The organism is Streptomyces sp. WAC06614, from assembly GCF_003949795.1.
GTDB lineage: Bacteria > Actinomycetota > Actinomycetes > Streptomycetales > Streptomycetaceae > Streptomyces.
The window spans coordinates 1-26,678 of record NZ_RPRY01000074.1; the positions used below are offsets into that span (position 1 = coordinate 1).

The 26,678-nt window shown below is 72.2% G+C and carries 26 protein-coding genes; 25 read left to right on the forward strand and 1 reads right to left on the reverse strand.

Features of this window, described 5'->3' with window-relative positions:
* The 11 genes from mltG to nusB all read left to right on the forward strand — a co-directional run.
* Nucleotides 1–1,282, forward strand: a 1,282-nt coding sequence (gene mltG / locus EF918_RS12920) for an endolytic transglycosylase MltG (RefSeq protein WP_125645009.1), incomplete at its 5' end; no start/stop codon positions are given.
* 7 nt (nt 1,283–1,289) lie between these two features.
* The gene (locus EF918_RS12925) at nt 1,290–2,111 is read left to right on the forward strand and encodes a shikimate dehydrogenase (RefSeq protein WP_125645012.1); all 822 of its coding nucleotides are present in this window, start codon (nt 1,290–1,292) and stop codon (nt 2,109–2,111) included.
* A gap of 48 nt (nt 2,112–2,159) precedes the next feature.
* Nucleotides 2,160–2,327 (forward strand): hypothetical protein, encoded by a 168-nt coding sequence (locus EF918_RS36930; RefSeq protein ID WP_185921730.1) that lies wholly within the window; start codon nt 2,160–2,162, stop codon nt 2,325–2,327.
* A 157-nt stretch (nt 2,328–2,484) separates the two neighbouring features.
* Complete coding sequence (aroC, locus tag EF918_RS12930) at nt 2,485–3,669, forward strand: chorismate synthase (RefSeq protein ID WP_125645014.1); 1,185 nt, start codon at nt 2,485–2,487, stop codon at nt 3,667–3,669.
* A 44-nt stretch (nt 3,670–3,713) separates the two neighbouring features.
* A complete protein-coding gene (locus EF918_RS12935) occupies nt 3,714–4,196 on the forward strand; it encodes a shikimate kinase (protein ID WP_125645055.1) in 483 nt (160 codons plus the stop codon).
* Complete coding sequence (gene aroB / locus EF918_RS12940) at nt 4,193–5,284, forward strand: 3-dehydroquinate synthase (RefSeq protein WP_125645016.1); 1,092 nt, start codon at nt 4,193–4,195, stop codon at nt 5,282–5,284. The genes EF918_RS12935 and aroB overlap by 4 nt, the downstream gene beginning before the upstream one ends.
* Nucleotides 5,281–5,721: a type II 3-dehydroquinate dehydratase gene (aroQ, locus tag EF918_RS12945; protein ID WP_125645018.1), complete on the forward strand. Its 441-nt coding sequence runs from the start codon at nt 5,281–5,283 to the stop codon at nt 5,719–5,721. Before aroB ends, aroQ begins: the two co-directional genes overlap by 4 nt.
* A gap of 47 nt (nt 5,722–5,768) precedes the next feature.
* Nucleotides 5,769–6,509: an AAA family ATPase gene (locus tag EF918_RS12950; RefSeq protein WP_125645020.1), complete on the forward strand. Its 741-nt coding sequence runs from the start codon at nt 5,769–5,771 to the stop codon at nt 6,507–6,509.
* 52 nt (nt 6,510–6,561) lie between these two features.
* Complete coding sequence (locus tag EF918_RS12955; protein ID WP_125645022.1) at nt 6,562–7,668, forward strand: aminopeptidase P family protein; 1,107 nt, start codon at nt 6,562–6,564, stop codon at nt 7,666–7,668.
* Between the two features lie 51 nt (nt 7,669–7,719).
* Nucleotides 7,720–8,286, forward strand: a complete 567-nt coding sequence (gene efp, locus EF918_RS12960; protein ID WP_125645024.1) for an elongation factor P — start codon at nt 7,720–7,722, stop codon at nt 8,284–8,286.
* A gap of 2 nt (nt 8,287–8,288) precedes the next feature.
* Nucleotides 8,289–8,723, forward strand: coding sequence for a transcription antitermination factor NusB (gene nusB / locus EF918_RS12965; RefSeq protein ID WP_125645026.1), 435 nt, complete (start codon nt 8,289–8,291; stop codon nt 8,721–8,723).
* 211 nt (nt 8,724–8,934) lie between these two features.
* On the opposite strand, the gene bldD is transcribed toward nusB, so the two are convergent.
* Nucleotides 8,935–9,435 (reverse strand): transcriptional regulator BldD, encoded by a 501-nt coding sequence (gene bldD, locus EF918_RS12970; protein ID WP_125645028.1) that lies wholly within the window; start codon nt 9,433–9,435, stop codon nt 8,935–8,937.
* A 253-nt stretch (nt 9,436–9,688) separates the two neighbouring features.
* On the opposite strand from bldD, the gene pyrR reads away from it, so the two are divergent.
* The 14 genes from pyrR to EF918_RS13040 all read left to right on the forward strand — a co-directional run bounded on the left by pyrR (nt 9,689) and on the right by EF918_RS13040 (nt 26,189).
* The gene (gene pyrR, locus EF918_RS12975; protein ID WP_125645030.1) at nt 9,689–10,276 is read left to right on the forward strand and encodes a bifunctional pyr operon transcriptional regulator/uracil phosphoribosyltransferase PyrR; all 588 of its coding nucleotides are present in this window, start codon (nt 9,689–9,691) and stop codon (nt 10,274–10,276) included.
* A gap of 101 nt (nt 10,277–10,377) precedes the next feature.
* Nucleotides 10,378–11,370 (forward strand): aspartate carbamoyltransferase catalytic subunit, encoded by a 993-nt coding sequence (locus EF918_RS12980; protein WP_125645032.1) that lies wholly within the window; start codon nt 10,378–10,380, stop codon nt 11,368–11,370.
* A 2-nt stretch (nt 11,371–11,372) separates the two neighbouring features.
* Nucleotides 11,373–12,659, forward strand: coding sequence for a dihydroorotase (locus tag EF918_RS12985; RefSeq protein WP_125645034.1), 1,287 nt, complete (start codon nt 11,373–11,375; stop codon nt 12,657–12,659).
* The gene (locus EF918_RS12990) at nt 12,656–13,243 is read left to right on the forward strand and encodes a hypothetical protein (protein ID WP_125645036.1); all 588 of its coding nucleotides are present in this window, start codon (nt 12,656–12,658) and stop codon (nt 13,241–13,243) included. The genes EF918_RS12985 and EF918_RS12990 overlap by 4 nt, the downstream gene beginning before the upstream one ends.
* A complete protein-coding gene (gene carA / locus EF918_RS12995) occupies nt 13,240–14,379 on the forward strand; it encodes a glutamine-hydrolyzing carbamoyl-phosphate synthase small subunit (protein ID WP_125645038.1) in 1,140 nt (379 codons plus the stop codon). Before EF918_RS12990 ends, carA begins: the two co-directional genes overlap by 4 nt.
* On the forward strand, nt 14,372–17,680 hold the full coding sequence (gene carB, locus EF918_RS13000; protein ID WP_125645040.1) for a carbamoyl-phosphate synthase large subunit: 3,309 nt from the start codon (nt 14,372–14,374) through the stop codon (nt 17,678–17,680). Before carA ends, carB begins: the two co-directional genes overlap by 8 nt.
* Before the next feature lie 89 nt (nt 17,681–17,769).
* On the forward strand, nt 17,770–18,879 hold the full coding sequence (locus tag EF918_RS13005; protein WP_125645042.1) for a quinone-dependent dihydroorotate dehydrogenase: 1,110 nt from the start codon (nt 17,770–17,772) through the stop codon (nt 18,877–18,879).
* A 14-nt stretch (nt 18,880–18,893) separates the two neighbouring features.
* Nucleotides 18,894–19,730: an orotidine-5'-phosphate decarboxylase gene (gene pyrF / locus EF918_RS13010; RefSeq protein ID WP_125645057.1), complete on the forward strand. Its 837-nt coding sequence runs from the start codon at nt 18,894–18,896 to the stop codon at nt 19,728–19,730.
* A 242-nt stretch (nt 19,731–19,972) separates the two neighbouring features.
* The gene (mihF, locus tag EF918_RS13015) at nt 19,973–20,296 is read left to right on the forward strand and encodes an integration host factor, actinobacterial type (protein ID WP_125645044.1); all 324 of its coding nucleotides are present in this window, start codon (nt 19,973–19,975) and stop codon (nt 20,294–20,296) included.
* A 61-nt stretch (nt 20,297–20,357) separates the two neighbouring features.
* Nucleotides 20,358–20,921, forward strand: a complete 564-nt coding sequence (gene gmk, locus EF918_RS13020) for a guanylate kinase (protein WP_125645046.1) — start codon at nt 20,358–20,360, stop codon at nt 20,919–20,921.
* Nucleotides 20,922–20,959: 38 nt separating this feature from the next.
* A complete protein-coding gene (gene rpoZ / locus EF918_RS13025; protein WP_004948662.1) occupies nt 20,960–21,232 on the forward strand; it encodes a DNA-directed RNA polymerase subunit omega in 273 nt (90 codons plus the stop codon).
* A gap of 101 nt (nt 21,233–21,333) precedes the next feature.
* Nucleotides 21,334–22,536 (forward strand): bifunctional phosphopantothenoylcysteine decarboxylase/phosphopantothenate--cysteine ligase CoaBC, encoded by a 1,203-nt coding sequence (gene coaBC / locus EF918_RS13030; protein WP_125645048.1) that lies wholly within the window; start codon nt 21,334–21,336, stop codon nt 22,534–22,536.
* Between the two features lie 208 nt (nt 22,537–22,744).
* Nucleotides 22,745–23,953 (forward strand): methionine adenosyltransferase, encoded by a 1,209-nt coding sequence (gene metK, locus EF918_RS13035; protein WP_125645051.1) that lies wholly within the window; start codon nt 22,745–22,747, stop codon nt 23,951–23,953.
* Nucleotides 23,954–24,056: 103 nt separating this feature from the next.
* A complete protein-coding gene (locus tag EF918_RS13040; RefSeq protein WP_125645053.1) occupies nt 24,057–26,189 on the forward strand; it encodes a primosomal protein N' in 2,133 nt (710 codons plus the stop codon).
* The last annotated feature ends 489 nt before the right edge of the window (nt 26,190–26,678 follow it).

Here is a 26,678-nt window from a genome sequence, read left to right on the forward strand (position 1 = left end):
GGCCCCGCCCGGCCGCCGGACCGCCCCCGCACCGGAACCGGCCGAGGAATGGCAGGACGAGGTCCCCGACCTCCCCGGCCAGGACCAGGACACGGACGACGAGCCGGCCACCGGCGGACGCCGGGCCGGCCGCAAGGACGCCAGGGCGGGCCGCGGCGGCAAGGGCGGCAGCGGCGGCAAAGGGAACAAGGCCAAGGGCAAGAAGCGCCGCAACGGTGCGGCCTGCCTGTTCACCTCCCTCGTCCTGCTCGGCGGGATCGGCGGGGGCGGCTACTACGTCTACAGCTTCCTCCAGGACAAGTTCGGCGCACCCGCGGACTTCGTCGGCGCCGGCACCGAGGCCATCGACGTCGAGATCAAACCGGGCTCGGGCCTGGGCCAGATGGGCCGCACCCTGAAGGAGAAGGGCGTCGTCGCCAGCGCCGAGGCCTTCGTGGCCGCCGCGCAGGCGCACCCCAAGGGCAAGAACATCCAGCCCGGCGTGTACCCGCTGCGCAAGCACATGGCGGCCAAGGAAGCCGTCGAGCTGATGACCGACCCGAGCAAGCTCAACGTGGTCACGGTCTCCGAGGGCATGCGCAACGCCGCCGTCTACGAAGCCGTCGACAAGAAGCTCAAGCTCCAGCCGGGCACCACCAAGGAGACCGCCAAGCGGGAGCTGAAGAACCTGGGCCTGCCGGCCTGGGCGGACAGCGGCAACGCCAAGATGATCGACCCGCTGGAAGGCTTCCTCTACCCGGCGCGCTACGACCTCACCGAGGGCATGAAGCCCGAGGACCTGCTGAAGAAGATGGTCGCCAAGGCCAACGAGTCGTACGCGGCCCACGGCGTCGAGGCCAAGGCCAGGCAGCTCGGCCTGACCTCGCCGCTCCAGGTGGTCACGGTCGCCTCGATGGTCCAGGCCGAGGGCATGAACCACGACGACTTCAAGAAGATGTCGGACGTCATCTACAACCGCCTCAAGCCCTCGAACGACGTCACCAACCAGAAGCTCGAGTTCGACTCGACCATCAACTACCTCAAGGGCACCAGCAACATCAACGTCTCCCGCACCGAGACGCGCACCCTGGACAACCCGTACAACACGTACTTCTACAAGGGCCTGACGCCCGGTCCGATCGGCAACCCGGGCGACGACGCCCTGAACGCGGCCATGAACCCGGACGGCGGCGGGTGGATGTTCTTCGTCTCGGTCGACGGGAAGAAGACCACGTTCACCAAGACCTTCGAGGAGCACGAGCAGCTGGTCCAGGAATTCAACCGGAGACAGAGCGGTAGGTAAGCAGCACATGTCACACATAAAGGCCGCGGTGCTGGGATCTCCCATCGAGCATTCCCTCTCACCGGTCCTGCACCGCGCCGCCTACCGGGAGCTCGGCCTCGACGACTGGTCCTACGACCGGTTCGAGGTGGACGAGGCCGCGCTCCCGCAGTTCTTCGCCGGGCTCGGCCCGGAGTGGGCCGGACTGTCGCTGACCATGCCGCTCAAGCGGGCGGTCATCCCGCTGCTCGACGGGATCAGCGACACCGCCGCGGGCGTCGAGGCGGTCAACACCGTCGTGTTCACCGAGGACGGCCGCCGCCTCGGCGACAACACCGACATCCCCGGGATCCTCGCCGCCCTGCACGAGCGCGGCGTCGACCGGGTCGAGCACGCCGCCGTCCTCGGCGCCGGCGCCACCGCCTCCTCGGCGCTCGCCGCCCTCGCCCGGATCTGCACCGGCGAGGTCACCGCGTACGTGCGCAGCGAGGCCCGCGCGGCCGAGATGCGCCAGTGGGGAGAGCGGCTCGGCGTGGCCGTCCGTACGGCCGACTGGTCGGCGGCGGCCGAGGCGCTGAGCGCGCCGCTGGTGATCGCCACCACCCCCGCGGGCACCACCGACGCCCTGGCCGCCGCCGTGCCCGAGCGTCCCGGCACCCTCTTCGACGTGCTCTACGACCCCTGGCCCACCGCCCTGGCCGCGGCCTGGGACGCGCGCGGCGGCAAGGTGGTCGGCGGCCTCGACCTGCTCGTCCACCAGGCCGTCCTCCAGGTCGAGCAGATGACGGGCCGCCCGGGCCCGCTCGCCGCCATGCGGGCCGCCGGCGAAGCGGCCCTGGCCGCCCGCTAGGCTCCCCATCTGCACGTTCGCTCGATCGGGGGGCATATGACCGGCACGGTGCTGGCGTCGAAATGGGACATGGCCTTCGGCTTCGTGATGTTCCTGCGGGTGCTGTTCGGCAGCCTTCCGACCTGGGTGAAGGCCACCCTTCTCGGGCTCGTCGTCTGCGGGCTCCTGTGGGACGGCCTGCGCCGCGTCCAGCAGCGCCGGACGCGGGTCCGCTGACGTCCGGGCCGGCCCGGAACTTGCCACAGTGGCGTCCAAAGACTGGACCGGAGACCGGTTCACCAGCGCGGACGTGGGAGGATCGGAGGTGGCGGGCCCGAGCCGCGCACCCGGGCCGCGCCGATCGCTGTACCAGGCGCGAGCATGAGGAGCATCGTTGAGCAGGTTGCGTTGGCTGACCGCTGGGGAGTCGCACGGACCGGCGCTGGTGGCGACGCTGGAGGGTCTTCCCGCCGGTGTCCCGGTGACCACCGAGCTGGTCGCCGACCACCTCGCCCGGCGCCGGCTCGGCTATGGCCGCGGTGCGCGGATGAAGTTCGAGCAGGACGAGATCACCTTCCTCGGCGGCGTGCGCCACGGGCTGTCCCAGGGCGGCCCCGTCGCGATCATGATCGGCAACACCGAGTGGCCCAAGTGGGAGACGGTCATGTCGGCCGACCCGGTCGACCCCTCGCTGCTCAAGGACACCGGCCGTAACGCGCCCCTGACCCGCCCCCGCCCCGGCCACGCCGACCTCGCGGGCATGCAGAAGTACGGCTTCGACGAGGCCCGGCCGATCCTGGAGCGCGCCAGCGCCCGGGAGACCGCCGCCCGCGTCGCCCTCGGCGCCGTCGCCCGGTCCTTCGTCAAGGAGGTCGCGGGCATCGAGATCGTCTCCCACGTGGTGGAGCTCGCCGCGGCCAAGGCCCCGTACGGCGTCTACCCGACCCCCGCCGACGTCGAGAAGCTCGACGCCGACCCGGTGCGCTGCCTCGACGCCGACGCGTCGAAGGCGATGGTCGCGGAGATCGACCAGGCCCACAAGGACGGCGACACCCTCGGCGGCGTCGTCGAGGTCCTCGCCTACGGCGTGCCCGTCGGCCTCGGCTCCCACGTCCACTGGGACCGCCGCCTCGACGCGCGCCTCGCGGCCGCCCTGATGGGCATCCAGGCCATCAAGGGCGTGGAGGTCGGCGACGGCTTCGAGCTCGCCCGGGTCCCCGGCTCGAAGGCCCACGACGAGATCGTCGCCACCCCCGAGGGCATCAAGCGCACCTCCGGCCGCTCCGGCGGCACCGAGGGCGGCCTGACCACCGGTGAGCTGCTGCGGGTGCGCGCCGCGATGAAGCCCATCGCGACCGTCCCGCGCGCCCTGGCCACCGTCGACGTCGCCACCGGCGAGGCCGCCGCGGCCCACCACCAGCGCTCCGACGTCTGCGCCGTCCCGGCCGCCGGCATCGTGGCCGAGGCCATGGTGGCGCTGGTCCTGGCCGACGCGGTGGTGGAGAAGTTCGGCGGCGACTCGGTCCCCGAGACCCGCCGCAACGTGCAGTCCTACCTCGACAACCTCCGCATCCGGTGACGGCCGGACCGTCCACCGGCCCCGTGGTCGTCCTGGTCGGACCCATGGGCTCGGGCAAGTCCACGGTGGGGGCGCTGCTGGCCGACCGGCTCGGCGTCCCCTACCGGGACACCGACGCGGACATCGTCGCCGCCCAGGGGCGGCCGATCTCCGACATCTTCGTCGACGAGGGCGAGCCGTACTTCCGTGAGCTGGAGCGGGCGGCGGTCGCCACCGCCGTCGCCGAGCACACCGGGGTCCTCGCCCTCGGCGGCGGCGCCGTGCTCGACCCGGGCACCCGGACCCTGCTGTCCGGGCTGCCCGTCGTGTACCTGTCGATGGACGTGGAGGAGGCCGTACGCCGCGTGGGCCTGGGCACCGCCCGCCCGTTGCTGGCCGTCAACCCGCGCCGGCAGTGGCGCGAGCTGATGGAGGCCCGCCGCCCGCTGTACACCGAAGTCGCGCGGGTCGTCGTGGCCACCGACGACCGCACCCCCGAAGAGGTCGCCCAGGCGGTCCTCGACGCACTGGAGTTGAAAGACGTATGACGGACCAGGTCACGCGGATCCACGTCGGCGGCAGCGCCGGCCACGACCCGTACGAGGTGCTCGTCGGGCACCAGCTCCTCGGTGAGCTGGGCACGCTCGTCGGGGCGAAGGCCCAGCGGGTGGCCGTGATCCACCCCGAGGCCCTCACCGAGACGGGCGAGGCGCTGCGCGCCGACCTCGCCGACCAGGGCTACGAGGCCATCGCCATCCAGGTGCCCAACGCCGAGGAGGCCAAGACCGCCGAGGTCGCCGCCTACTGCTGGAAGGCGCTCGGCCAGTCCGGGTTCACCCGCACCGACGTCATCGTCGGCGTCGGCGGCGGCGCCACCACCGACCTCGCGGGTTTCGTCGCGGCCACCTGGCTGCGCGGGGTCCGCTGGATCGCCGTGCCCACCACCGTCCTCGCCATGGTCGACGCGGCCGTCGGCGGCAAGACCGGCATCAACACCGCCGAGGGCAAGAACCTGGTCGGCGCCTTCCACCCGCCGGCCGGGGTGCTCTGCGACCTCGCCGCGCTGGACTCCCTCCCGGTCAACGACTACGTCAGCGGCCTCGCCGAGATCATCAAGGCCGGCTTCATCGCCGACCCGAGGATCCTGGAGCTGATCGAGGCCGACCCCGAGGGCGCCCGGACCCCGGCCGGCCCGCACACGGCCGAGCTGATCGTGCGGTCCATCCAGGTCAAGGCGGACGTGGTCTCCAGCGACCTGAAGGAGTCGGGCCTGCGGGAGATCCTCAACTACGGGCACACCCTCGCCCACGCCATCGAGAAGAACGAGCGCTACAAGTGGCGCCACGGCGCCGCCGTGTCGGTCGGCATGGTCTTCGCCGCCGAACTCGGCCGGCTCGCGGGCCGCCTGGACGACGCCACCGCCGACCGCCACCGGGCCGTCCTGGCCTCCGTCGGCCTGCCGCTGACCTACCGCGGCGACCAGTGGCCCAAGCTGCTCCAGACCATGCAGGTCGACAAGAAGTCCCGCGGCAACCTGCTGCGCTTCATCGTCCTGGACGGCCTGGCCAAGCCGACCGTGCTGGAGGGCCCGGACCCGGCCCACCTCATCGCCGCCTACGGCGAGGTGTCCGCGTGAGCCGCCGGGTGCTGGTGCTGAACGGCCCCAACCTGGGCCGCCTCGGCTCCCGCGAGCCCGACGTCTACGGCGCGACCTCCTACGCCGGCCTGGTGGAGGAGTGCGGGCGGCTCGGCGGGGAACTCGGCTTCGACGTGGAGGTCCGCGAGACCAACGACGAGGGCGAGCTGGTGCGCTGGCTGCACGAGGCCGCCGACGGGAAGATCCCCGTGGTCATCAACCCCGGCGCCTTCACGCACTACTCGTACGCGATGCGCGACGCGGCCGCCCAGCGGACCGCGCCGCTGATCGAGGTGCACATCTCCAACCCGTACGCGCGCGAGGAGTTCCGGCACACCTCGGTCATCGCGGCCGTGGCCACCGGGACCGTCGCGGGCTTCGGGATCGGCTCCTACCGGCTGGCGCTGCGCGCGCTGGCGGAGGAAGTCTCCGGCTGAGATAACGTTCTCGCATCAGTGCCCCGAGCGAGACGGAGAGGCAGCGGATGCAGCACGGAGTGGGGGGCTGGGGCCCACCGGGTCACCACCCCGGGGCGCCCCCGCAGCCACCGATACCCCCGGCCGCCGGCTGGCAGGCACCACCGGTGCCGGCCGGCCCGGGACCGGCGGTCCCGCCGGTACCCGAGGCCACCGGCCACATTCCGCTCCCGGCCGCCGCGCCCGGCACGGGCGCGGCGGTCCTCGCCGTTCTGCTGATCGGCCCCGCCGGGGCCGGCAAGACCACCGTGGCCCGGCACTGGGCCAGGACCCGGCCGGTGCCGACGGCCCACATCAGCCTGGACGACGTCCGCGAATGGGTCGTCTCCGGCTTCGCCGACCCCCAGGCCGGCTGGAACGACCACTCCGAGGCCCAGTACCGCCTCGCCCGCCGCACCTGCGGCTTCGCCGCCCGCAACTTCCTGGCGAACGGGATCTCCTGCATCCTCGACGACGCCGTCTTCCCCGACCGCCCCGTGGTCGGCCTCGGCGGCTGGAAACGCCACGTCGGCCCCGGTCTGCTCCCCGTCGTCCTCCTGCCCGGGCTGGACATCGTCCTGGAGCGCAACGCCCAGCGCAGCGGCAACCGCCGGCTCACCGACGAGGAGGTCGCCCGCATCCACGGCCGCATGGCCGGCTGGTACGGCTCGGGCCTCCCGATCATCGACAACTCCCACCAGGACGTCGAAGCCACGGCCCACGCCCTGGACCAGGCCCTGGCCCGCGCCCTGGCGACGCCGTCGCGCTGAAACGGACGCGCTCGACGCGCCGCCCGGGCGGCGCGCTCGTAGGCTCGAAGGCATGTCAGACGTGTACGCGGCCCGTCGGGGCCTGCTCCGTGAGCGGTGCGCCGCCGCGGGGAACGCCTCCGCACTGATCACGCGTCCGGCCAACGTCCGTTATCTCGCCGGAGCCTGTCCCACCGGTGCGGTCCTGCTGATCGGGACCGCCGAGGACATGCTGTTCGCCCCCGGCCCGCCGACCGGCGAGCCCGACGAAGGGCGGCTCGACGAGCACCTGCGGGTGACGGTCCTGGCCTCGCCCGGCGGCGACCCCGCGGTCGCCGGGGCCGACCTGGCCGCCTCCGGCCGGGCCGACTCCCTGGCCGTCGAGGAGCACCACCTCACCGTGGCCCGGCACCGGGCCCTGCACTCGGTGGCGCCCGGCCTCCGCCTGACCGACCTCGGCCACGCCGTGGAACAGCAGCGGCTGGTCAAGGACGAGGAGGAGATCGCCTGCCTGCGGATCGCCGCCGAGATCGCCGACCAGGCCCTGGGCGAGCTGCTGGAGTCGATCCTGGTCGGGCGGACCGAACGCCACCTGGCCCTGGAGCTCGACCGGCGCCTGGTGGACCACGGCGCCGACGGCCCCGCCTTCCCCACCTCGGTCGGCACCGGCCCCCACTCCGGCCGCGGCCGCCACCGCCCCACCGACCGCCGCGTCGAGGAGGGCGACTTCCTCTCCGTCTGCCTCGGCGCCAACTACCGCGGCTACCGCTGCGAGATCGGCCGTACGTTCGTCATCGGCACCACCCCCGCGGACTGGCAGATCGAGCTCTACGACCTCGTCTTCGCCGCCCAGCGGGCCGGGCGCGAGGCCCTGGTGCCCGGCGCCGCGTACCGGGACGTCGACCACGCGGCACGCTCCATGCTGGACTCCGCCGGGCACGGAGAAGCCCTCTCCCCGTGGACGGGACACGGCGTCGGCCTCGAAATCGACGAGGACCCGCAGCTTGCACCTACGGCAATGGGTAAACTGGACGCTTGCGTGCCGGTCACCGTCGAACCGGGGGTCCACCTCCCGGGCCGGGGCGGAGTCCGGATCGATGACACGCTCGTCGTCCGCCCCGAGGCGGACGGCGGACCCGAGCTACTCACCATTACGACCAAGGAGCTGCTCGCGCTCTAGCTCCGCTGTGCGCGCACCTTCCGGTCTTATCGTCCAGGAGATTTGGCAACCGTGGCTTCCACGAACGACCTCAAGAACGGCATGGTGCTCAAGCTCGACGGGGGCCAGCTCTGGTCCGTCGTCGAGTTCCAGCACGTCAAGCCCGGCAAGGGCCCGGCCTTCGTGCGCACCAAGCTCAAGAACGTGCTGTCCGGCAAGGTCGTCGACAAGACCTTCAACGCCGGCGTGAAGGTCGACACGGCCACCATCGACCGCCGCGACATGCAGTTCTCCTACATGGACGGCGAGTACTTCGTCTTCATGGACATGGAGACCTACGACCAGCTGCACGTCGACAAGAAGGCCGTCGGCGACGCCGCCAACTTCCTGATCGAGGGCTTCACCGCCTCCGTGGCCCGCCACGAGGGCGAGGTGCTCTACGTCGAGCTCCCGGCCGCGGTCGAGCTGACGATCCAGCACACCGACCCGGGTGTCCAGGGTGACCGCTCCACCGGTGGCACCAAGCCCGCCACCCTGGAGACCGGCCACGAGATCCAGGTCCCGCTCTTCGTCACCACCGGTGAGAAGGTCAAGGTCGACACCCGTACCAGCGACTACCTCGGCCGGGTGAGCAGCTAACCGTGGCTGCCCGCAGCAACGCGCGCAAGCGCGCCTTCCAGATCCTTTTCGAGGCCGACCAGCGCGGGGTGCCCGTGCGCGAGGTCCTCGCGGACTGGATCCGTCACTCGCGGAACGACACGCGGCAGCCGCCCGTCAACGAGTTCACGATGAACCTCGTGGAGGGCTACGCCGACAAGGTGAGCCGCATCGACGAGCTGATCGCGACCTACGCGGTGGACTGGGACCTCGACCGGATGCCGGTCGCGGACCGCAACATCGTGCGCCTCGGTGCCTACGAGCTGATCTGGGAGGACGGTACCCCGGACGCCGTGGCCATCGACGAGGCCGTGCAGCTCGCCAAGGAGTTCTCCACCGACGACTCCCCGGCGTTCGTGAACGGGCTGCTGGCCCGCTTCAAGGACCTCAAGCCGAGCCTGCGCCGCGGCGAGGACTGAGCGTCCTCCCGGCCGGTCTCGGGACACACGGCAAGGGCCCGCAGCGCACCACGCGCCGCGGGCCCTTGCCGTGTCCGCACCACGGGGCCCGTCAGGGCAGGGGCCCGTCACGGCGGAAAACCGGCGGGGCCGGTGGGAGCACATGGCTCCCACCGGCCCCGCCGGTACGTTTCTGCTCAGGCCCCGCTCAGGCCCTGCTCAGGGACCCCGCTCAGGCCTCTTCGTGGGCGACGGCGCGACGCGCGTCGGCGTCCAGGACGCCCCAGCTGATGAGCTGCTCGGTGAGGACCGAGGGGGACTGGTCGTAGATGACGGCCAGGGTGCGCAGGTCGTCCTGGCGGATCGACAGCACCTTGCCGTTGTAGTCGCCGCGCTGGCTCTGGATGGTGGCGGCGTAGCGCTGGAGCGGACCGGCCTTCTCGGCGGGCACGTGGGCCAGCCGCTCCAGGTCCAGGCGCAGCTTCGGCGGCGGCTCGGCGGCGCCGCCAGGAGTGGTGCCCGGCAGCAGTTCCTGGACCGGCACCCCGTAGAAGTCCGCCAGCTCGGCCAGGCGCTGGACGGTCACGGCGCGGTCCCCGCGCTCGTACGACCCGACCACCACGGCCTTCCAACGGCCCTGCGACTTCTCCTCGACACCGTGGAGGGAGAGGCCCTGCTGGGTGCGGATGGCGCGGAGCTTGGCCCCGAGCTGTTTGGCGTATTCGCTGGACATAACGCTCCCGGACGCTGTGACGCTGTGATTACGTGGACGACGGGCGGCTCCGCCGCGCGGCGTTGGTAACTCACTGTGAGGTTACGCAGCGTTACTTGGATGCGTCAAGCCGAATGGTCTTCCAGGGACCCTCACGGGGGGTCCCGCCCCGCCCCCGTGCAGGGTCACCCCCGCTGCCCTGGTAACGTTGCAGACGTACATCAGACGTCCTTTAAGGTCCGTCCCGTGAGGCGGAGAAGGAGGTCCTTCTTTCATGGACACTCAGGTCCCCGTGACCGATGAGGCCGATGCCGCACGCCCCGTCCTGGAGGCGCCGGACATCGCGCGGGCACTGACCCGCATCGCCCACGAGATCGTCGAGCGCACCAAGGGTGCCGACGACGTGGTGCTCCTCGGCATTCCCACCCGCGGCGTCTCCCTCGCCCGCCGGCTGGCCGCCAAGCTCGACGAGATCACCGGGACCCAGGTCCCGGTCGGTTCCCTCGACATCACCATGTACCGCGACGACCTGCGGATGAAGCCGGCCCGGGCGATCGGCCGCACCGAGATCCCCGGTGACGACCTCGAGGGCCGCCTCGTGGTCCTCGTCGACGACGTGCTGTTCTCCGGCCGCACCATCCGCGCCGCCCTCGACGCCCTCGGCGACCTCGGCCGCCCCCGTGCCGTGCAGCTGGCCGTCCTCGTCGACCGGGGCCACCGCGAGCTGCCGATCCGCGCCGACTACGTCGGCAAGAACCTCCCCACGTCGTTGCGGGAGACCGTCAAGGTCCAGGTCCAGGAGGAGGACGGCCGCGATGCCGTGCTGCTCGGCCAGCGGACCTCCCCGGCAGGCCTGCACTAGCCCGTTCGAGTGACGGACCCGGCCGCTGCCGTGCCGGGTCCGCGCCGAGGCCTGCCCGCCCGCACCCCTCGCCGCCCGTCTCCACCCTTGGGAGCACCCAGATGAAGCGCCACCTCATCTCGGCCGCGGACCTCACCCGCGACGACGCCGTCCTCATCCTCGACACCGCCGAGGAGATGGCCCGGATCGCCGACCGGCCCATAAAGAAGCTGCCGACCCTGCGCGGCCGGACGATCTGCAACCTCTTCTTCGAGGACTCCACCCGCACCCGGATCTCCTTCGAGGCCGCCGAGAAGCGCCTGTCCGCCGACGTGATCAACTTCGCGGCGAAGGGCTCCAGCGTCTCCAAGGGCGAGTCCCTCAAGGACACCGCCCAGACCCTGGAGGCGATGGGCGTCGACGCCGTCGTCATCCGGCACAGCGCCTCCGGCGCCCCCTACCGGCTGGCCACCTCCGGCTGGATCGACGCCCCCGTGATCAACGCGGGCGACGGCACCCACCAGCACCCCACCCAGGCCCTGCTCGACGCGTTCACCATGCGCCGCCGCCTGGTCGGCAAGGACGCCCTCGGCCAGGACCTGTCCGGCCGCCGGATCACCATCGTCGGCGACGTCCTGCACAGCCGGGTCGCCCGCTCCAACGTGGACCTGCTGCACACCCTCGGCGCCGAGGTCACCCTGGTGGCCCCGCCGACCCTGGTGCCCGTCGGCGTCGAGCAGTGGCCGTGCGAGGTCTCGTACAGCCTCGACGAGGTGCTGCCGAAGTCCGACGCGGTGATGATGCTGCGTGTGCAGCGCGAACGCATGAACGCCGCCTTCTTCCCCACCGAGCGCGAGTACTCCCGCCGCTACGGCCTCGACGGCGCCCGCATGGCGCGGATGCCCGAGCACGCCGTCGTGATGCACCCCGGCCCCATGGTCCGCGGCATGGAGATCACCGCCGAGGTCGCCGACTCCGACCGCTGCACGGTCGTCGAGCAGGTCGCCAACGGCGTCTCGATCCGGATGGCCGTCCTGTACCTGCTCCTGGGCGGCTCCGAGCCCGCCGTCACCACCCCGTCCGCCGCCGCCCCGCGCACCGAGGAGAACAAGTAACCATGAGCAAGATCCTGATCCGAGGCGCGAAGGTACTGGGCGGCGAGCCGCAGGACGTCCTGATCGACGGCGAGAGCATCGCCGAGGTCGGCCAGGACCTGTCCGCCGAGGGCGCGACCGTGATCGAGGCCCGGGGGCAGGTCCTGCTGCCCGGCCTCGTCGACCTGCACACCCACCTGCGCGAGCCCGGCCGCGAGGACTCCGAGACGGTCCTCACCGGCACCCGCGCCGCCGCCTCCGGCGGCTACACCGCCGTCTTCGCCATGGCGAACACCTTCCCGGTCGCCGACACCGCCGGCGTCGTCGAGCAGGTCTACCGGCTCGGCCAGGAGGCCGGCTACTGCGACGTGCAGCCCATCGGCGCCGTCACCGTCGGCCTGGAGGGCAAGCAGCTCTCCGAGCTCGGCGCCATGCACGAGTCCGCCGCCCGCGTCACCGTCTTCTCCGACGACGGCAAGTGCGTGGACGACGCCGTGATCATGCGCCGCGCCCTGGAGTACGTGAAGGCCTTCGGCGGCGTCGTCGCCCAGCACGCGCAGGAGCCGCGGCTGACCGAGGGTGCCCAGATGAACGAGGGCGTCGTCTCGGCCGAGCTGGGCCTGGGCGGCTGGCCGGCCGTCGCCGAGGAGTCGATCATCGCCCGGGACGTGCTGCTCGCCGAGCACGTCGGCTCCCGGGTGCACATCTGCCACCTCTCGACCGCCGGCAGCGTCGAGATCGTCCGCTGGGCCAAGTCCCGCGGCATCGACGTGACCGCCGAGGTCACCCCGCACCACCTGCTGCTGACCGACGAGCTGGTCCGCTCGTACAACCCGGTCTACAAGGTCAACCCGCCGCTGCGCACGGAGGCCGACGTGCTGGCCCTGCGCGAGGCCCTGGCCGACGGCACGATCGACATCGTCGCCACCGACCACGCCCCGCACCCGCACGAGGACAAGGACTGCGAGTGGGCCGCCGCCGCCATGGGCATGGTCGGCCTGGAGACCGCCCTGTCCGTGGTCCAGCAGACCATGGTCGAGACCGGGCTGCTGGACTGGACGGGCGTCGCGGAGCGGATGTCCTTCGCCCCGGCCCGCATCGGCAGCCTCGCCCACCACGGACGTCCCGTCTCGGCAGGTGAACCCGCGAACCTGACCTTGGTCGACACCTCGTACCGTGGTGTCGTGGACCCCGCAGCCTTCGCCTCCCGCAGCCGCAACACGCCCTACGAGGGCCGTGAGCTGCCGGGGCGCGTCACCCACACCTTCCTGCGGGGCCGGGCAACGGTCGTGGACGGGAAACTCGCGTGACACCTGCAGTGATCCAACTGGCCGCCGAGGCCACCGAACGACGGTCGGCGGAGGTGACGGACTGGGGTGCCCGCATCGCGTGGGTGATCGGTCTGCTCGTCCTCGTCGCCTTCGTCTACTGGCTGATGCGGCAGGGCTGGAAATGGCGAGGGGCCCTGCAGGGCGACCTGCCCGAGCTCCCCGTCGCCCCCGAGGGTCTCCCCGCGCACCGGCTGGCCCTGACCGGCCGGTACCACGGGTCCACGACCGCCGGGCAGTGGCTCGACAGGATCGTCGCCCACGGCCTGGGAGTGCGCAGCAGGGTCGAGCTGACCCTCACCGACGCGGGCCTGGACGTGGTCCGTCCGGGGGCCACCGATTTCTTCGTACCGGCCGCGCAGCTGCGCGGCGCCCGCCTCGACAAGGGAATCGCGGGCAAGGTACTCACCGAGGGCGGTCTGCTCGTCGTCACCTGGGCGCACGGCGACACGCTGATCGACTCCGGATTCCGCTCCGACCGCGCGGCCGAGCACGCCGCCTGGGTCGAGGCGATCAACTCCATGAACCAGTTCATCACCACCACCACGGAAGGCGCCGAGCGATGACGACCTCCACCAGGGGAGCGAAAGCTCCCGCCGTACTTGTCCTGGAGGACGGGCGGGTCTTCCGCGGCCGCGCCTACGGGGCCGTGGGGGAGACCTTCGGCGAGGCCGTGTTCTCCACCGGCATGACCGGCTACCAGGAGACCCTCACCGACCCGTCGTACCACCGTCAGGTCGTCGTGATGACCGCCCCGCACGTGGGCAACACGGGCGTCAACGACGAGGACCCGGAGTCCTCCCGCATCTGGGTGTCCGGCTACGTGGTCCGCGACCCGGCCCGCGTCCCGTCCAACTGGCGCTCGCGCCGGTCCCTGGACGAGGAGCTGGAGCGCCAGGGCGTCGTCGGCATCTGTGGCATCGACACCCGGGCCCTGACCCGGCACCTGCGCGAGCGCGGTGCCATGCGGGTGGGCATCTTCTCCGGCGAGGCGGTGGCCGAGGACGCGGCCCTGCTGGCCAAGGTCCAGGCGCAGCCGCAGATGAAGGGCGCGAACCTGTCTGCCGAGGTCGCCACCAAGGAGGCCTACGTCGTCCCCGCGATCGGTGAGAAGCGTTTCACCGTCGCCGCCGTCGACCTCGGTATCAAGGGCATGACCCCGCACCGGATGGCCGAGCGTGGCATCGAGGTGCACGTGCTGCCCGCCACCGCCACCGCGGAGGACGTCTACGCCGTCGACCCCGACGGTGTGTTCTTCTCCAACGGCCCGGGCGACCCGGCCACCGCCGACCACCCGGTCTCCGTCATGCAGGCCGTCCTGGAGCGGAGGACCCCGCTGTTCGGCATCTGCTTCGGCAACCAGATCCTGGGCCGTGCGCTCGGTTTCGGCACGTACAAGCTGAAGTACGGGCACCGCGGCATCAACCAGCCGGTGCAGGACCGTACGACCGGCAAGGTCGAGGTCACCGCCCACAACCACGGTTTCGCCGTCGATGCCCCGCTCGACAAGGTGTCCGACACCCCCTACGGCCGTGCCGAGGTCTCCCACGTCTGCCTCAACGACAACGTGGTGGAGGGCCTCCAGCTGCTCGACCAGCCGGCCTTCAGCGTCCAGTACCACCCCGAGGCGGCCGCGGGCCCGCACGACGCCGCGTACCTGTTCGACCGTTTCGTTTCCCTGATGGAGGCCGAGCGTGCCTAAGCGCACCGATATCCAGTCCGTCCTGGTCATCGGCTCCGGCCCGATCGTCATCGGCCAGGCCGCCGAGTTCGACTACTCCGGGACCCAGGCCTGCCGGATCCTCAAGGCCGAGGGCCTGCGGGTGATCCTGGTCAACTCCAACCCCGCGACGATCATGACCGACCCGGAGATCGCCGACGCCACGTACGTCGAGCCGATCACCCCCGAGTTCGTCGAGAAGATCATCGCCAAGGAGCGCCCCGACGCCCTCCTGCCCACCCTCGGTGGCCAGACCGCCCTGAACACGGCGATCTCCATGCACGAGCAGGGGGTGCTGGAGAAGTACAACGTCGAGCTGATCGGCGCGAACGTCGAGGCGATCAACAAGGGTGAGGACCGCGACCTGTTCAAGGAGGTCGTCGAGGAGGTCCGCCGCAAGATCGGCCACGGCGAGTCCGCCCGTTCGGTGATCTGCCACTCGATGGACGACGTCCTCAAGGGCGTGGACACCCTCGGTGGCTACCCGGTCGTGGTCCGCCCGTCCTTCACCATGGGCGGCGCCGGCTCCGGCTTCGCCCACGACGAGGACGAGCTGCGGCGCATCGCCGGGCAGGGCCTGACGCTCTCCCCGACCACCGAGGTGCTCCTGGAGGAGTCCATCCTCGGCTGGAAGGAGTACGAGCTGGAGCTGATGCGCGACAAGAACGACAACGTCGTGGTCGTCTGCTCCATCGAGAACTTCGACCCGATGGGCGTGCACACCGGTGACTCGATCACCGTCGCCCCGGCGATGACCCTCACCGACCGCGAGTACCAGCGGCTGCGCGACATCGGCATCGCGATCATCCGCGAGGTCGGCGTCGACACCGGCGGCTGCAACATCCAGTTCGCGGTGAACCCGCAGGACGGCCGGATCATCGTCATCGAGATGAACCCGCGCGTCTCCCGCTCCTCCGCGCTCGCCTCCAAGGCCACCGGCTTCCCGATCGCCAAGATCGCCGCCAAGCTGGCCGTCGGCTACACGCTGGACGAGATCCCGAACGACATCACCGAGAAGACCCCGGCCTCCTTCGAGCCGACCCTCGACTACGTCGTCGTCAAGGCCCCGCGCTTCGCCTTCGAGAAGTTCCCGGTCGCCGACGCCACCCTCACCACCACCATGAAGTCGGTGGGCGAGGCCATGGCCATCGGCCGCAACTTCACCGAGGCCCTCCAAAAGGCCCTGCGCTCCCTGGAGAAGAAGGGCAGCCAGTTCTCCTTCACCGGCGAGCCCGGCGACAAGGACGAGCTGCTGCGGGTCGCGGTCCGCCCGACCGACGGCCGGATCAACACCGTCATGCAGGCCATCCGCGCCGGCGCCACCCAGGAGGAGGTGTTCGAGCACACGAAGATCGACCCGTGGTTCGTCGACCAGCTCTTCCTGATCAAGGAGATCGCCGACGAGCTGGCCGCCGCCGAGAAGCTCGACCCCGAGCTGCTCGCCGAGGCCAAGCGGCACGGTTTCTCCGACGCCCAGATCGCCGAGATCCGCGGCCTGCGCGAGGACGTCGTGCGCGAGGTCCGCCACGCGCTCGGCATCCGCCCGGTCTACAAGACGGTCGACACCTGCGCCGCGGAGTTCGCCGCGAAGACCCCGTACTTCTACTCGTCCTACGACGAGGAGTCCGAGGTCGCCCCGCGCACCAGGCCCGCGGTGATCATCCTGGGCTCCGGTCCGAACCGCATCGGCCAGGGCATCGAGTTCGACTACTCCTGCGTCCACGCCTCCTTCGCGCTGTCGGACGCCGGGTACGAGACCGTGATGGTCAACTGCAACCCCGAGACCGTCTCCACCGACTACGACACCTCCGACCGCCTGTACTTCGAGCCGCTGACGCTGGAAGACGTGCTGGAGATCGTCCACGCCGAGTCCCTGGCCGGCCCGATCGCCGGTGTCGTGGTCCAGCTCGGCGGCCAGACCCCGCTCGGCCTGTCCCAGGCCCTGAAGGACAACGGCGTGCCGGTCGTGGGCACCTCCCCGGAGGCCATCCACGCCGCCGAGGACCGCGGCGCCTTCGGCCGCGTGCTCGCCGAGGCGGGCCTGCCGGCCCCCAAGCACGGCACCGCCACCACCTTCGCGGGCGCGAAGGCCATCGCCGACGAGATCGGCTACCCGGTGCTGGTCCGCCCCTCGTACGTGCTGGGCGGGCGCGGCATGGAGATCGTCTACGACGAGGCGCGCCTGGAGGCGTACATCGCCGAGTCCACCGAGATCTCCCCGACCCGGCCGGTGCTGGTCGACCGGTTCCTCGACGACGCGATCGAGATCGACGTCGACGCGCTCTACGACGGCGAGGAGCTCTACCTCGGCGGCGTGATGGAGCACATCGAGGAGGCCGGTATCCACTCCGGCGACTCGGCCTGCGCGCTGCCCCCGATCACCCTCGGCGGGTTCGACATCAAGCGCCTGCGGGCCTCCACCGAGGCCATCGCCCAGGGCGTCGGCGTGCGCGGTCTGATCAACATCCAGTTCGCGATGGCCGGTGACATCCTCTACGTCCTGGAGGCCAACCCGCGCGCCTCCCGCACGGTGCCGTTCACCTCGAAGGCCACCGCCGTCCCGCTCGCGAAGGCCGCCGCGCGCATCTCGCTCGGCGCGACCATCGCCGAGCTGCGCGAGGAGGGCCTGCTGCCCAGGACCGGCGACGGCGGCACCCTGCCGCTGGACGCGCCGATCTCGGTCAAGGAGGCCGTGATGCCGTGGTCGCGCTTCCGCGACATCCACGGCCGCGGCGTGGACACCGTCCTCGGCCCGGAGATGCGCTCCACCGGCGAGGTCATGGGCATCGACTCGGTCTTCGGCACCGCCTACGCCAAGTCGCAGGCGGGCGCCTACGGCCCGCTGCCGACCAAGGGACGGGCGTTCATCTCCGTCGCCAACCGCGACAAGCGTTCGATGATCTTCCCGGCCCGTGAGCTGGTGGCCCACGGCTTCGAGCTGCTGGCCACCTCCGGCACCGCCGAGGTCCTGCGCCGCAACGGCATCAACGCCACCGTGGTGCGCAAGCTCAGCGAGGGCGAGGGCCCCGACGGCGAGAAGACCATCGTCCAGCTCATCCACGACGGCCAGGTCGACCTCATCGTCAACACCCCGTACGGCACCGGCGGCCGCCTCGACGGCTACGAGATCCGCACGGCGGCCGTGGCGCGCAGCGTCCCGTGCCTGACCACGGTCCAGGCGCTCGCCGCGGCCGTGCAGGGCATCGACGCGCTCAACCGCGGCGACGTGGGCGTGCGCTCCCTGCAGGAGCACGCGGACCACCTGACCGCGGCCCGCGACTAGCAGCCCGCACGACGAAGGGGGACACCGGTGAACACCAGCGGTGTCCCCCTCTTCATGAGCGTTCACGAGCGCCGGAGGACCTCACCCCCATGTACCGACTGTTCTTCAATCTGATCTTCAAGCGGATGGACCCGGAGCAGGCCCACCACCTGGCCTTCCGCTGGATCCGCCTGGCCGCCTCCGTGCCGGTGCTGCGCACCTTCGTCGCGGCGGTCCTGGCCCCGCGCCACAAGGAGCTGCGCACCGAGGCCCTGGGCCTGCGCATGCACGGCCCCTTCGGCCTGGCCGCCGGTTTCGACAAGAACGCGGTGGCCATCGACGGCATGGCCATGCTCGGCTTCGACCACGTCGAGATCGGCACCGTGACCGGCCGGCCGCAGCCCGGCAACCCCAAGAAGCGGCTGTTCCGGCTGGTGCCGGACCGGGCGCTGATCAACCGCATGGGCTTCAACAACGAGGGCTCCGAGGCCGTCGCGGCCCGACTGGCGGCCCGCAACCCCGTCTTCCGGACCGTCGTCGGCGTCAACATCGGCAAGACCAAGGTGGTGCCCGAGGCCGAGGCCGCCGCCGACTACGTGCTCTCCACCGAGCGCCTGGCCCGGCACGCCGACTACCTGGTCGTCAACGTCTCCTCGCCGAACACCCCGGGCCTGCGCAACCTCCAGGCCACCGAGTCGCTGCGGCCGCTGCTGACCGCCGTGCGCGAGGCGGCCGACCGTACGGTCACCGACCGCCGGGTGCCGCTGCTGGTCAAGATCGCCCCCGACCTGGCCGACGAGGACGTGGACGCGGTCGCCGACCTCGCCCTGGAGCTGGGCCTGGACGGCATCATCGCCACCAACACCACCATCGCCCGCGACGGCCTGGGGCTGAAGTCCGCCCCCGCGCTCGTCGAGGAGACCGGCGGCCTGTCCGGCGCCCCGGTCAAGGAGCGCTCCCTGGAGGTCCTGCGGCGGCTGTACGCCCGTGTGGGCGACCGCCTGGTGCTGATCGGCGTCGGCGGCATCGAGAACGCCGAGGACGCCTGGCAGCGCATCCTGGCCGGCGCCACGCTGGTCCAGGGCTACAGCGCCTTCATCTACGAGGGCCCGTTCTACGCCCGCGCCGTCCACAAGGGCCTGGCCGCCCGGCTGGCCGCGAGCCCCTACGCCACGCTGGCCGAAGCGGTCGGCGCCGAGACCCGGAAGGCCGCCCAGTGAGCGCCGAGAACACCGTGACCGCCGTGACCCCCTTCGGTGCCCGGCTGCGCACCGCCATGGACCAGCGCGGCCCCCTCTGCGTCGGCATCGACCCGCACGCCGCGCTGCTCGCCCAGTGGGGCCTGGGCGACGACATCGCGGGCCTGGAGCGGTTCTCCCGCACGGTCGTGGAGGCCCTGGCCGACCAGGTCGCCGTCTTCAAGCCGCAGGCCGCCTTCTTCGAGCGGTTCGGCTCGCGCGGCATCGCCGTCCTGGAACGGACCGTGGCCGACGCCCGCGCGGCCGGCACCCTGGTGCTGATGGACGCCAAGCGCGGCGACATCGGCTCCACCATGGCCGCGTACGCCGAGACCTTCCTGCGCCCGGACGCGCCGCTGTTCTCCGACGCCCTGACCGTCTCCCCGTACCTCGGCTACGGCTCGCTGCGCCCCGCCGTGGAGCTGGCGCGGGAATCGGGCGCGGGCCTGTTCGTGCTGGCCCTGACCTCCAACCCGGAGGGCGCCGAGGTCCAGCGCGCGGTGCGCGAGGACGGCCGGAGCATCGGCGCGACGATGCTGGCGCACCTGGCCGAGGAGAACGCCGGCGCCGCCCCCATGGGCTCCTTCGGGGCCGTGGTCGGCGCCACCCTCGGCGACCTGTCCTCCTTCGACCTGGACATCAACGGTCCGCTGCTGGCGCCGGGCATCGGCGCCCAGGGCGCGACCGCGGCCGACCTGCCGGCGGTCTTCGGCGCGGCGGTGCGCAACGTGGTCCCGAACGTGTCGCGAGGGGTCCTCCGGCACGGCCCGGACGCCTCCGCCCTGCGTGCGGCGGCAGCGGCGTTCGCGGACGAGATCCGCGCGGCGGTCTGAGGCGGAGGGGGCCAGACCGGCCAAAAACCCGGTCGGTTTGTCCGTGATGTACGGTTCAGTGGAGGCTGACCAGGACTTTTCGTCTGTTCTCGCTGACTGGAGCGGCCCATGCCGCTAGTCTCCGAGCAGAGCGAACGAGCAGAACCGCTGCACAACAGCTGTTCGCGCGCTCGTGTGGTGCGGCGCCCCAGGGCTGCCCACCGGTCCGTATCCGACAGTTCGACATCCGAGGTGACGTAGGCGTGGCTCTTCCGCCCCTTACCCCCGAACAGCGCGCAGCCGCGCTAGAGAAGGCCGCCGCGGCTCGCCGGGCGCGGGCCGAGGTGAAGAATCGACTGAAGCACTCCGGCGCCTCCCTCCACGAGGTCATCGAGCAGGGCCAGAAGGACGACGTCATCGGAAAGATGAAGGTCTCCGCCCTGCTGGAGTCCCTGCCGGGCGTGGGCAAGGTCCGCGCCAAGCAGATCATGGAGCGCCTCGGCATCTCCGAGTCCCGGCGTGTCCGAGGTCTCGGCTCCAACCAGATCGCTTCCCTGGAGCGTGAGTTCGGCGGCAGCGGCGCCTGAGGCGTCGCCCGAAGTTCTCCCGGCGTTCTCGGGCAGTCCCGGGAACCTGGATAATCGCTTCATGGCAGCAGAGGTTCGTCCGCGGCTGACCGTGCTCTCCGGCCCCTCGGGGGTCGGCAAGAGCACGGTCGTCGCGCATATGCGCAAGGTCCACCCCGAGGTCTGGCTCTCGGTGTCGGCCACCACCCGCAAGCCGCGACCCGGCGAGCGCAACGGTGTCCACTACTTCTTCGTCACCGACGACGAGTTCGACAAGCTCGTGGCCAACGGTGAACTGCTGGAGTGGGCCGAGTTCGCCGGCAACCGCTACGGCACCCCGCGAGCGGCGGTGATGGAGCGGCTGGACCGGGGCGAGCCCGTCCTGCTGGAGATCGACCTGCAGGGCGCGCGGCTGGTCCGCGAGTCCATGCCGGAGGCCCAGCTGGTCTTCCTGGCGCCGCCGAGCTGGGACGAGCTGGTCCGCCGGCTCACCGGCCGCGGCACCGAGTCCCAGGAGGTCATCGCGCGCCGCCTGGACGCTGCCAAGATCGAGCTCGCCGCCGAGGCGGAGTTCGACACGACCCTGGTCAACACCTCCGTCGAGGACGTAGCACGCGAGCTGCTAGCCTTGATGGCAGTTGTCTGATCTTGTCAGATCTTTTATCCCACTTCGGAAGGTAGAGCGTGTCCTCTTCCATCACCGCGCCCGAGGGCATCATCAACCCGCCGATCGACGAGCTGCTCGAGGCGACGGACTCCAAGTACAGCCTCGTGATCTACGCGGCCAAGCGTGCCCGCCAGATCAACGCGTACTACTCGCAGCTCGGCGAGGGTCTGCTGGAGTACGTCGGCCCGCTGGTGGACACCCACGTCCACGAGAAGCCGCTCTCCATCGCCCTGCGCGAGATCAACGCGGGTCTGCTGACCTCCGAGGCCATCGAGGCCCCGGCCCAGTAAGGCACGAGATCCGTCACCACAGGCCCGGCAGCCCCGCTGCCGGGCCTGTGGTGTGTCATAGGAACGACGACGTGCGAACACGACGAGAAGCGGGAGACGCAGTGGACAAGCCGAAGGTCGTGCTGGGGGTCAGCGGGGGCATCGCCGCGTACAAGGCCTGCGAGCTGCTGCGCCGGCTGACCGAGTCCGGACACGAGGTGCAGGTGGTGCCGACCGCCTCGGCGCTGCACTTCGTGGGCGAGGCCACCTGGGCCGCCCTGTCCGGCCGCTCCGCCGCCACCGAGGTCTGGGAGAGCGTCCACGACGTCCCGCACGTGCGGATCGGCCAGGGCGCCGACCTCGTCGTGGTCGCCCCGGCCACCGCCGACATGCTGGCCAAGGCCGCCCACGGGCTCGCCGACGACCTGCTGACCAACACCCTGCTCACCGCCCGCTGCCCGGTGGTCTTCGCCCCTGCCATGCACACCGAGATGTGGGAGCACCCGGCCACCCAGGAGAACGTGGCCACCCTGCGCCGGCGCGGGGCCGTGGTGATCGAGCCCGCCGTCGGCCGGCTCACCGGCAAGGACACCGGCAAGGGCCGGCTGCCCGACCCGGAGGAGATCTACGAGGTCTGCCGCCGGGTGCTGGCCCGCGGCACCGCAGGGCCCGACCTGTCCGGCCGGCACGTGGTGATCAGCGCCGGCGGCACCCGCGAACCCCTGGACCCGGTGCGCTTCCTCGGCAACCGCTCCTCCGGCAAGCAGGGCTACGCCCTCGCCCGTACGGCCGCCGCCCGCGGCGCCCGGGTCACCCTCGTCGCGGCCAACACGGCCCTGCCCGACCCGGCCGGGGTGGACGTGGTCCGCGTGGGCACCGCCGTGCAGCTGCGCAAGGCCGTGCTGAAGGCGGCCGCGGACGCCGACGCCGTGGTCATGGCCGCCGCGGTGGCGGACTTCCGACCCGCCGCGTACGCCACCGGGAAGATCAAGAAGCAGGACGGCCAGGAGCCCGCGCCGGTCGCCCTGGTACGGAATCCGGACATCCTCGCGGAGATCTCGGCCGACCGGCCGCGGTCCGGACAGGTCGTGGTCGGCTTCGCCGCCGAGACCGACGACGTCCTCGCCAACGGCCGCGCGAAGCTCCGTCGCAAGGGATGTGACCTCCTCGTGGTCAACGAGGTCGGAGAGACCAAGACCTTCGGTTCGGAGGAGAACGAGGCTGTGATCCTCGCCTCTGATGGTGATGAGACGCCTGTGCCCCATGGGCCCAAGGAGGCGCTGGCGGATCTGGTGTGGGACCAGGTCGCGCCGCGACTGGCCTGACGACGCGCCTGGCGTGACGGCCCTTTTCGCCGGCCGTTCCGTGGTCCAGAATGGAGTGCCGCAGGTCACAGGCCTCCCAGAACACGAGACGGGTGGTCCTTCGGTCGGTGGTGACCGATAAACTGCATCCGGAACGTGACCGGGCGCAGCCCCCGGTACTGTTCCGCCAAATGATCAGCCAGCAGCCGCTGCAACCCCAGGGAGCGTTGTGTCCCGTCGCCTGTTCACCTCGGAGTCCGTGACCGAGGGCCACCCCGACAAGATCGCTGACCAGATCAGCGACACGATCCTCGACGCGCTCCTGCGCGAGGACCCGACCTCCCGCGTCGCCGTGGAGACCCTCATCACCACGGGTCTCGTGCACATCGCGGGCGAGGTGACCACGAAGGCGTACGCGCCGATCGCGCAGCTCGTGCGCGAGAAGATCCTCGAGATCGGCTACGACTCCTCGAAGAAGGGCTTCGACGGCGCCTCCTGCGGCGTCTCGACGTCCATCGGCGCCCAGTCTCCCGACATCGCCCAGGGTGTGGACACCGCCTACGAGTCCCGCGTCGAGGGCGACGAGGACGAGCTCGATCGCCAGGGCGCCGGTGACCAGGGCCTGATGTTCGGCTACGCCACCGACGAGACCCCCAACTTCATGCCGCTGCCGATCGAGCTGGCCCACCGCCTCTCGCGCCGGCTGACCGAGGTCCGCAAGAACGGGACCATCCCGTACCTGCGTCCCGACGGCAAGACCCAGGTCACCATCGAGTACGACGGTGACAAGCCGGTCCGCCTCGACACCGTGGTCGTCTCCTCGCAGCACGCCTCGGACATCGACCTGGACTCGCTGCTCGCGCCCGACATCCGCGAGTTCGTCGTGGAGCACGTCCTCAAGCAGCTCGTCGAGGACGGCATCAAGCTGGACACCGAGGGCTACCGGCTGCTGGTGAACCCCACCGGCCGGTTCGAGATCGGTGGCCCGATGGGCGACGCCGGCCTGACCGGCCGCAAGATCATCATCGACACCTACGGCGGCATGGCCCGCCACGGTGGCGGCGCCTTCTCCGGCAAGGACCCGTCGAAGGTCGACCGTTCCGCCGCGTACGCGATGCGCTGGGTCGCCAAGAACGTCGTCGCCGCCGGGCTGGCCGGCCGCTGCGAGGTCCAGGTCGCGTACGCGATCGGCAAGGCCGAGCCGGTGGGCCTGTTCGTGGAGACCTTCGGCACCGCCAAGGTCGACGTCGCCAAGATCGAGCAGGCCATCGCCGAGGTCTTCGACCTCCGCCCGGCCGCGATCATCCGTGACCTCGACCTGCTGCGCCCGATCTACTCCCAGACCGCCGCCTACGGCCACTTCGGCCGCGAGCTGCCCGACTTCACCTGGGAGCGCACCGACCGCGTCGAGGCCCTGCGCACCGCCGCCGGCCTGTAAGCACGTACCGTCCGCCAAGGGCCCGTACCGCTCGTCGGTGCGGGCCCTTGCGGCTGTCCCGGCCCGGCCGGCGGTGTCGGTGCCGTTTGGTATGAATGCCGGTATGAGCAGCGAGAACGAGTCGGAGGAGCAGGCCCCGGGCGGCCCGCCGGAGCAGCTCGCGCTCATCCGGGGGACCGTCGCCGAGGCCCGCGCGAAGGCGGCGGCCGAGGAGAAGGCCCGCCCGCGCACCTGGCGCGGGGTGCCCCAGGCCCCGCACCTGCCGGTGGCCCGGGTCGTGGTCAACAAGGGCGTGCTCCACCTGGACCGGCCCTTCGACTACGCCGTCCCCGAGAACCTCGACCAGGAGGCCCGCCCCGGCGTCCGGGTCCGGGTGCGCTTCGGCGCCGGCAAGGGGCGGGTGCGCGAGGGCCGGCGCGAGGGCGGCGGACTCGTCGACGGCTACATCGTCGACCGCGTCGCCGAGAGCGACTACTCCGGCCCGCTGGCCGCACTGGCCCAGGTGGTCTCCCCGGAGCAGGTGCTCACCCCCCAGGTGTTCGCCCTCACCCGGGCCGTCGCCCGCCGCTACGCCGGCAGCCTCGCCGACGTCCTCCAGCTCGCCATCCCGCCCCGGCACGCCCGCGCCGAGAACCGGCCCTCGCCCGACCCGCAGCCCGCGCCCCCCGCCCCGGAACCGGGCAGCTGGTCCCGATACCCGGCCGGCCCCGCCTTCCTCCGGGAGCTCGCCACGGGCGCCGCGCCCCGCGCCGTGTGGACCGCGCTGCCCGGCCCGACCTGGCCCGAGGAGCTGGCCCGCGCCCTGGTGGCGACCCTGGCCTCCGGCCGCGGCGCCCTGGCCGTGCTGCCCGACGGCCGGGCCGCGGCCCGGCTCGACGAGGCGCTCACCGCCCTGCTCGGCGGGACCGGCCGGCACGTCCTGCTGACCGCCGAATCCGGTCCCGAGAAGCGGTACGCGCAGTGGCTGGCGGTGCTGCGCGGCTCCGTCCGCCTGGTCGTCGGCACCCGGGCGGCCATGTTCGCCCCGGTCCAGGACCTCGGCCTGGTCGCGCTGTGGGACGACGGCGACTCCGCCCACAGCGACGACCACGCCCCCTTCCCGCACGTCCGCGAGGTGCTCGAACTGCGGGCCGTGACCGAGGGATGCGGCTTCCTGCTCGGCTCCACCAGCTGCACCGTGGAGGCCGCGCAGCTCGTGGAGACCGGCTGGGCGCGCCCCCTGGTCGCCCCCCGCGAGACCGTCCGCGCGGCCGCGCCCCGGATCCGTACCGTCGGGGACGAGCTGCTCGCCCGTGACGGCGCGGCCCGGGCCGCGCGGCTGCCCAGCCTCGCCTGGGAGACCGCCCGGGACGGCCTGGCCCGCGGGCCGGTGCTGGTCCAGGTCCCGCGGCGCGGGTACGCCCCCCGGCTGGCCTGCCAGGACTGCCGTACCCCGGCCCGGTGCACCGCCTGCGCGGGGCCGCTGGAGGCGCCGGACGAGCGGGAGCTGCGCTGCGCCTGGTGCGGCCGGCCGGAGACCGCCTGGCACTGCCAGGAGTGCGGGTCGTTCCGGCTGCGGGCCCAGGTGGTCGGGGCCCGCCGGACCGCCGAGGAGCTGGGCCGGGCCTTTCCCCAGGTGCCCGTCCGCACCTCGGGGCGCGACCACGTCCTGGAGCGGGTGCCCGAGGCCCCCGCGCTGGTGGTGTCCACCCCGGGTGCGGAGCCGGTGGCCGAGGGCCCGGGCTATGCCGCGGCGCTGCTGCTCGACGGCTGGGCCATGCTGGGCCGGCCCGACCTGCGGGCGGGGGAGGAGGCGCTACGGCGCTGGACGGCCGCCGCGGCGTTGGTCCGGGCGGAGGGGCAGGTGGTGGTGGTCGCCGACCCCACCCAGCCGCCGGTGCAGGCGCTGGTGCGCTGGGACCCGGTCGGGCACGCGCTGCGAGAGCTGGCGGAGCGGGCCGAGCTGCGGTTCCCGCCGGTGTCGCGGATGGCCTCGGTGACCGGCCGGGCCGAGGCGGTGCAGGCGTTCCTGGCGGCCGCGGAGCTTCCGCCGGACGCGGAGATCCTGGGGCCGGTGCCGCTGCCGGGCCGCCGGGGTGAGCCCTCGCCGGGCGAGCGGGCCCTGGTGCGGGTCCCGCCGGGCAGCGGGGCGGCGCTGGCGGCCGCCCTGAAGGCGGCCCAGGCCGCCCGGCTGACCCGCGGCGTCCCCGCCACCGAAGCGGTCCGCCTCCGCATCGACCCTCCCGACCTCGGCTGACCGGCTCCGCCGCGGGTAGCCCCTCGTGCCTCGACCGGCCCGAACCGCGCCCCGGCCACCCCGGCTCCGCCGTCGGGGGTGCCGGCGTCGTCGTCTGCGGGTCCGGGGTGGGCTGGTCGCGCAGTTCCCCGCGCCCCTGAAGGAGCAGCTGCGGCTTCGGTCGTGCCGGCTCCGCCGTGGGGGGTGCCGGCGTCGTCGTCTGCGGGTCCGGGGTGGGCTGGTCGCGCAGTTCCCCGCGCCCCTGAAAGCCCCGGCTCCGCCGGGATGGGCTTGCGCCGTGGGGGCTGTCGCCGTCGCCGTCTGGGGGCTCGGGGTGGGCTGGTCGCGCAGTGCCCCGCGCCCCTGGAGGGGCGGCCTCGGCTTCGGCCGTGCCGGCTCCGCCGTGGGGGTGCCGGCGTCGTCGTCTGCGGGTCCGGGGTGGGCTGGTCGCGCAGTTCCCCGCGCCCCTGAAAGCCCCGGCTCCGCCGGGATGGGCTTGCGCCGTGGGGG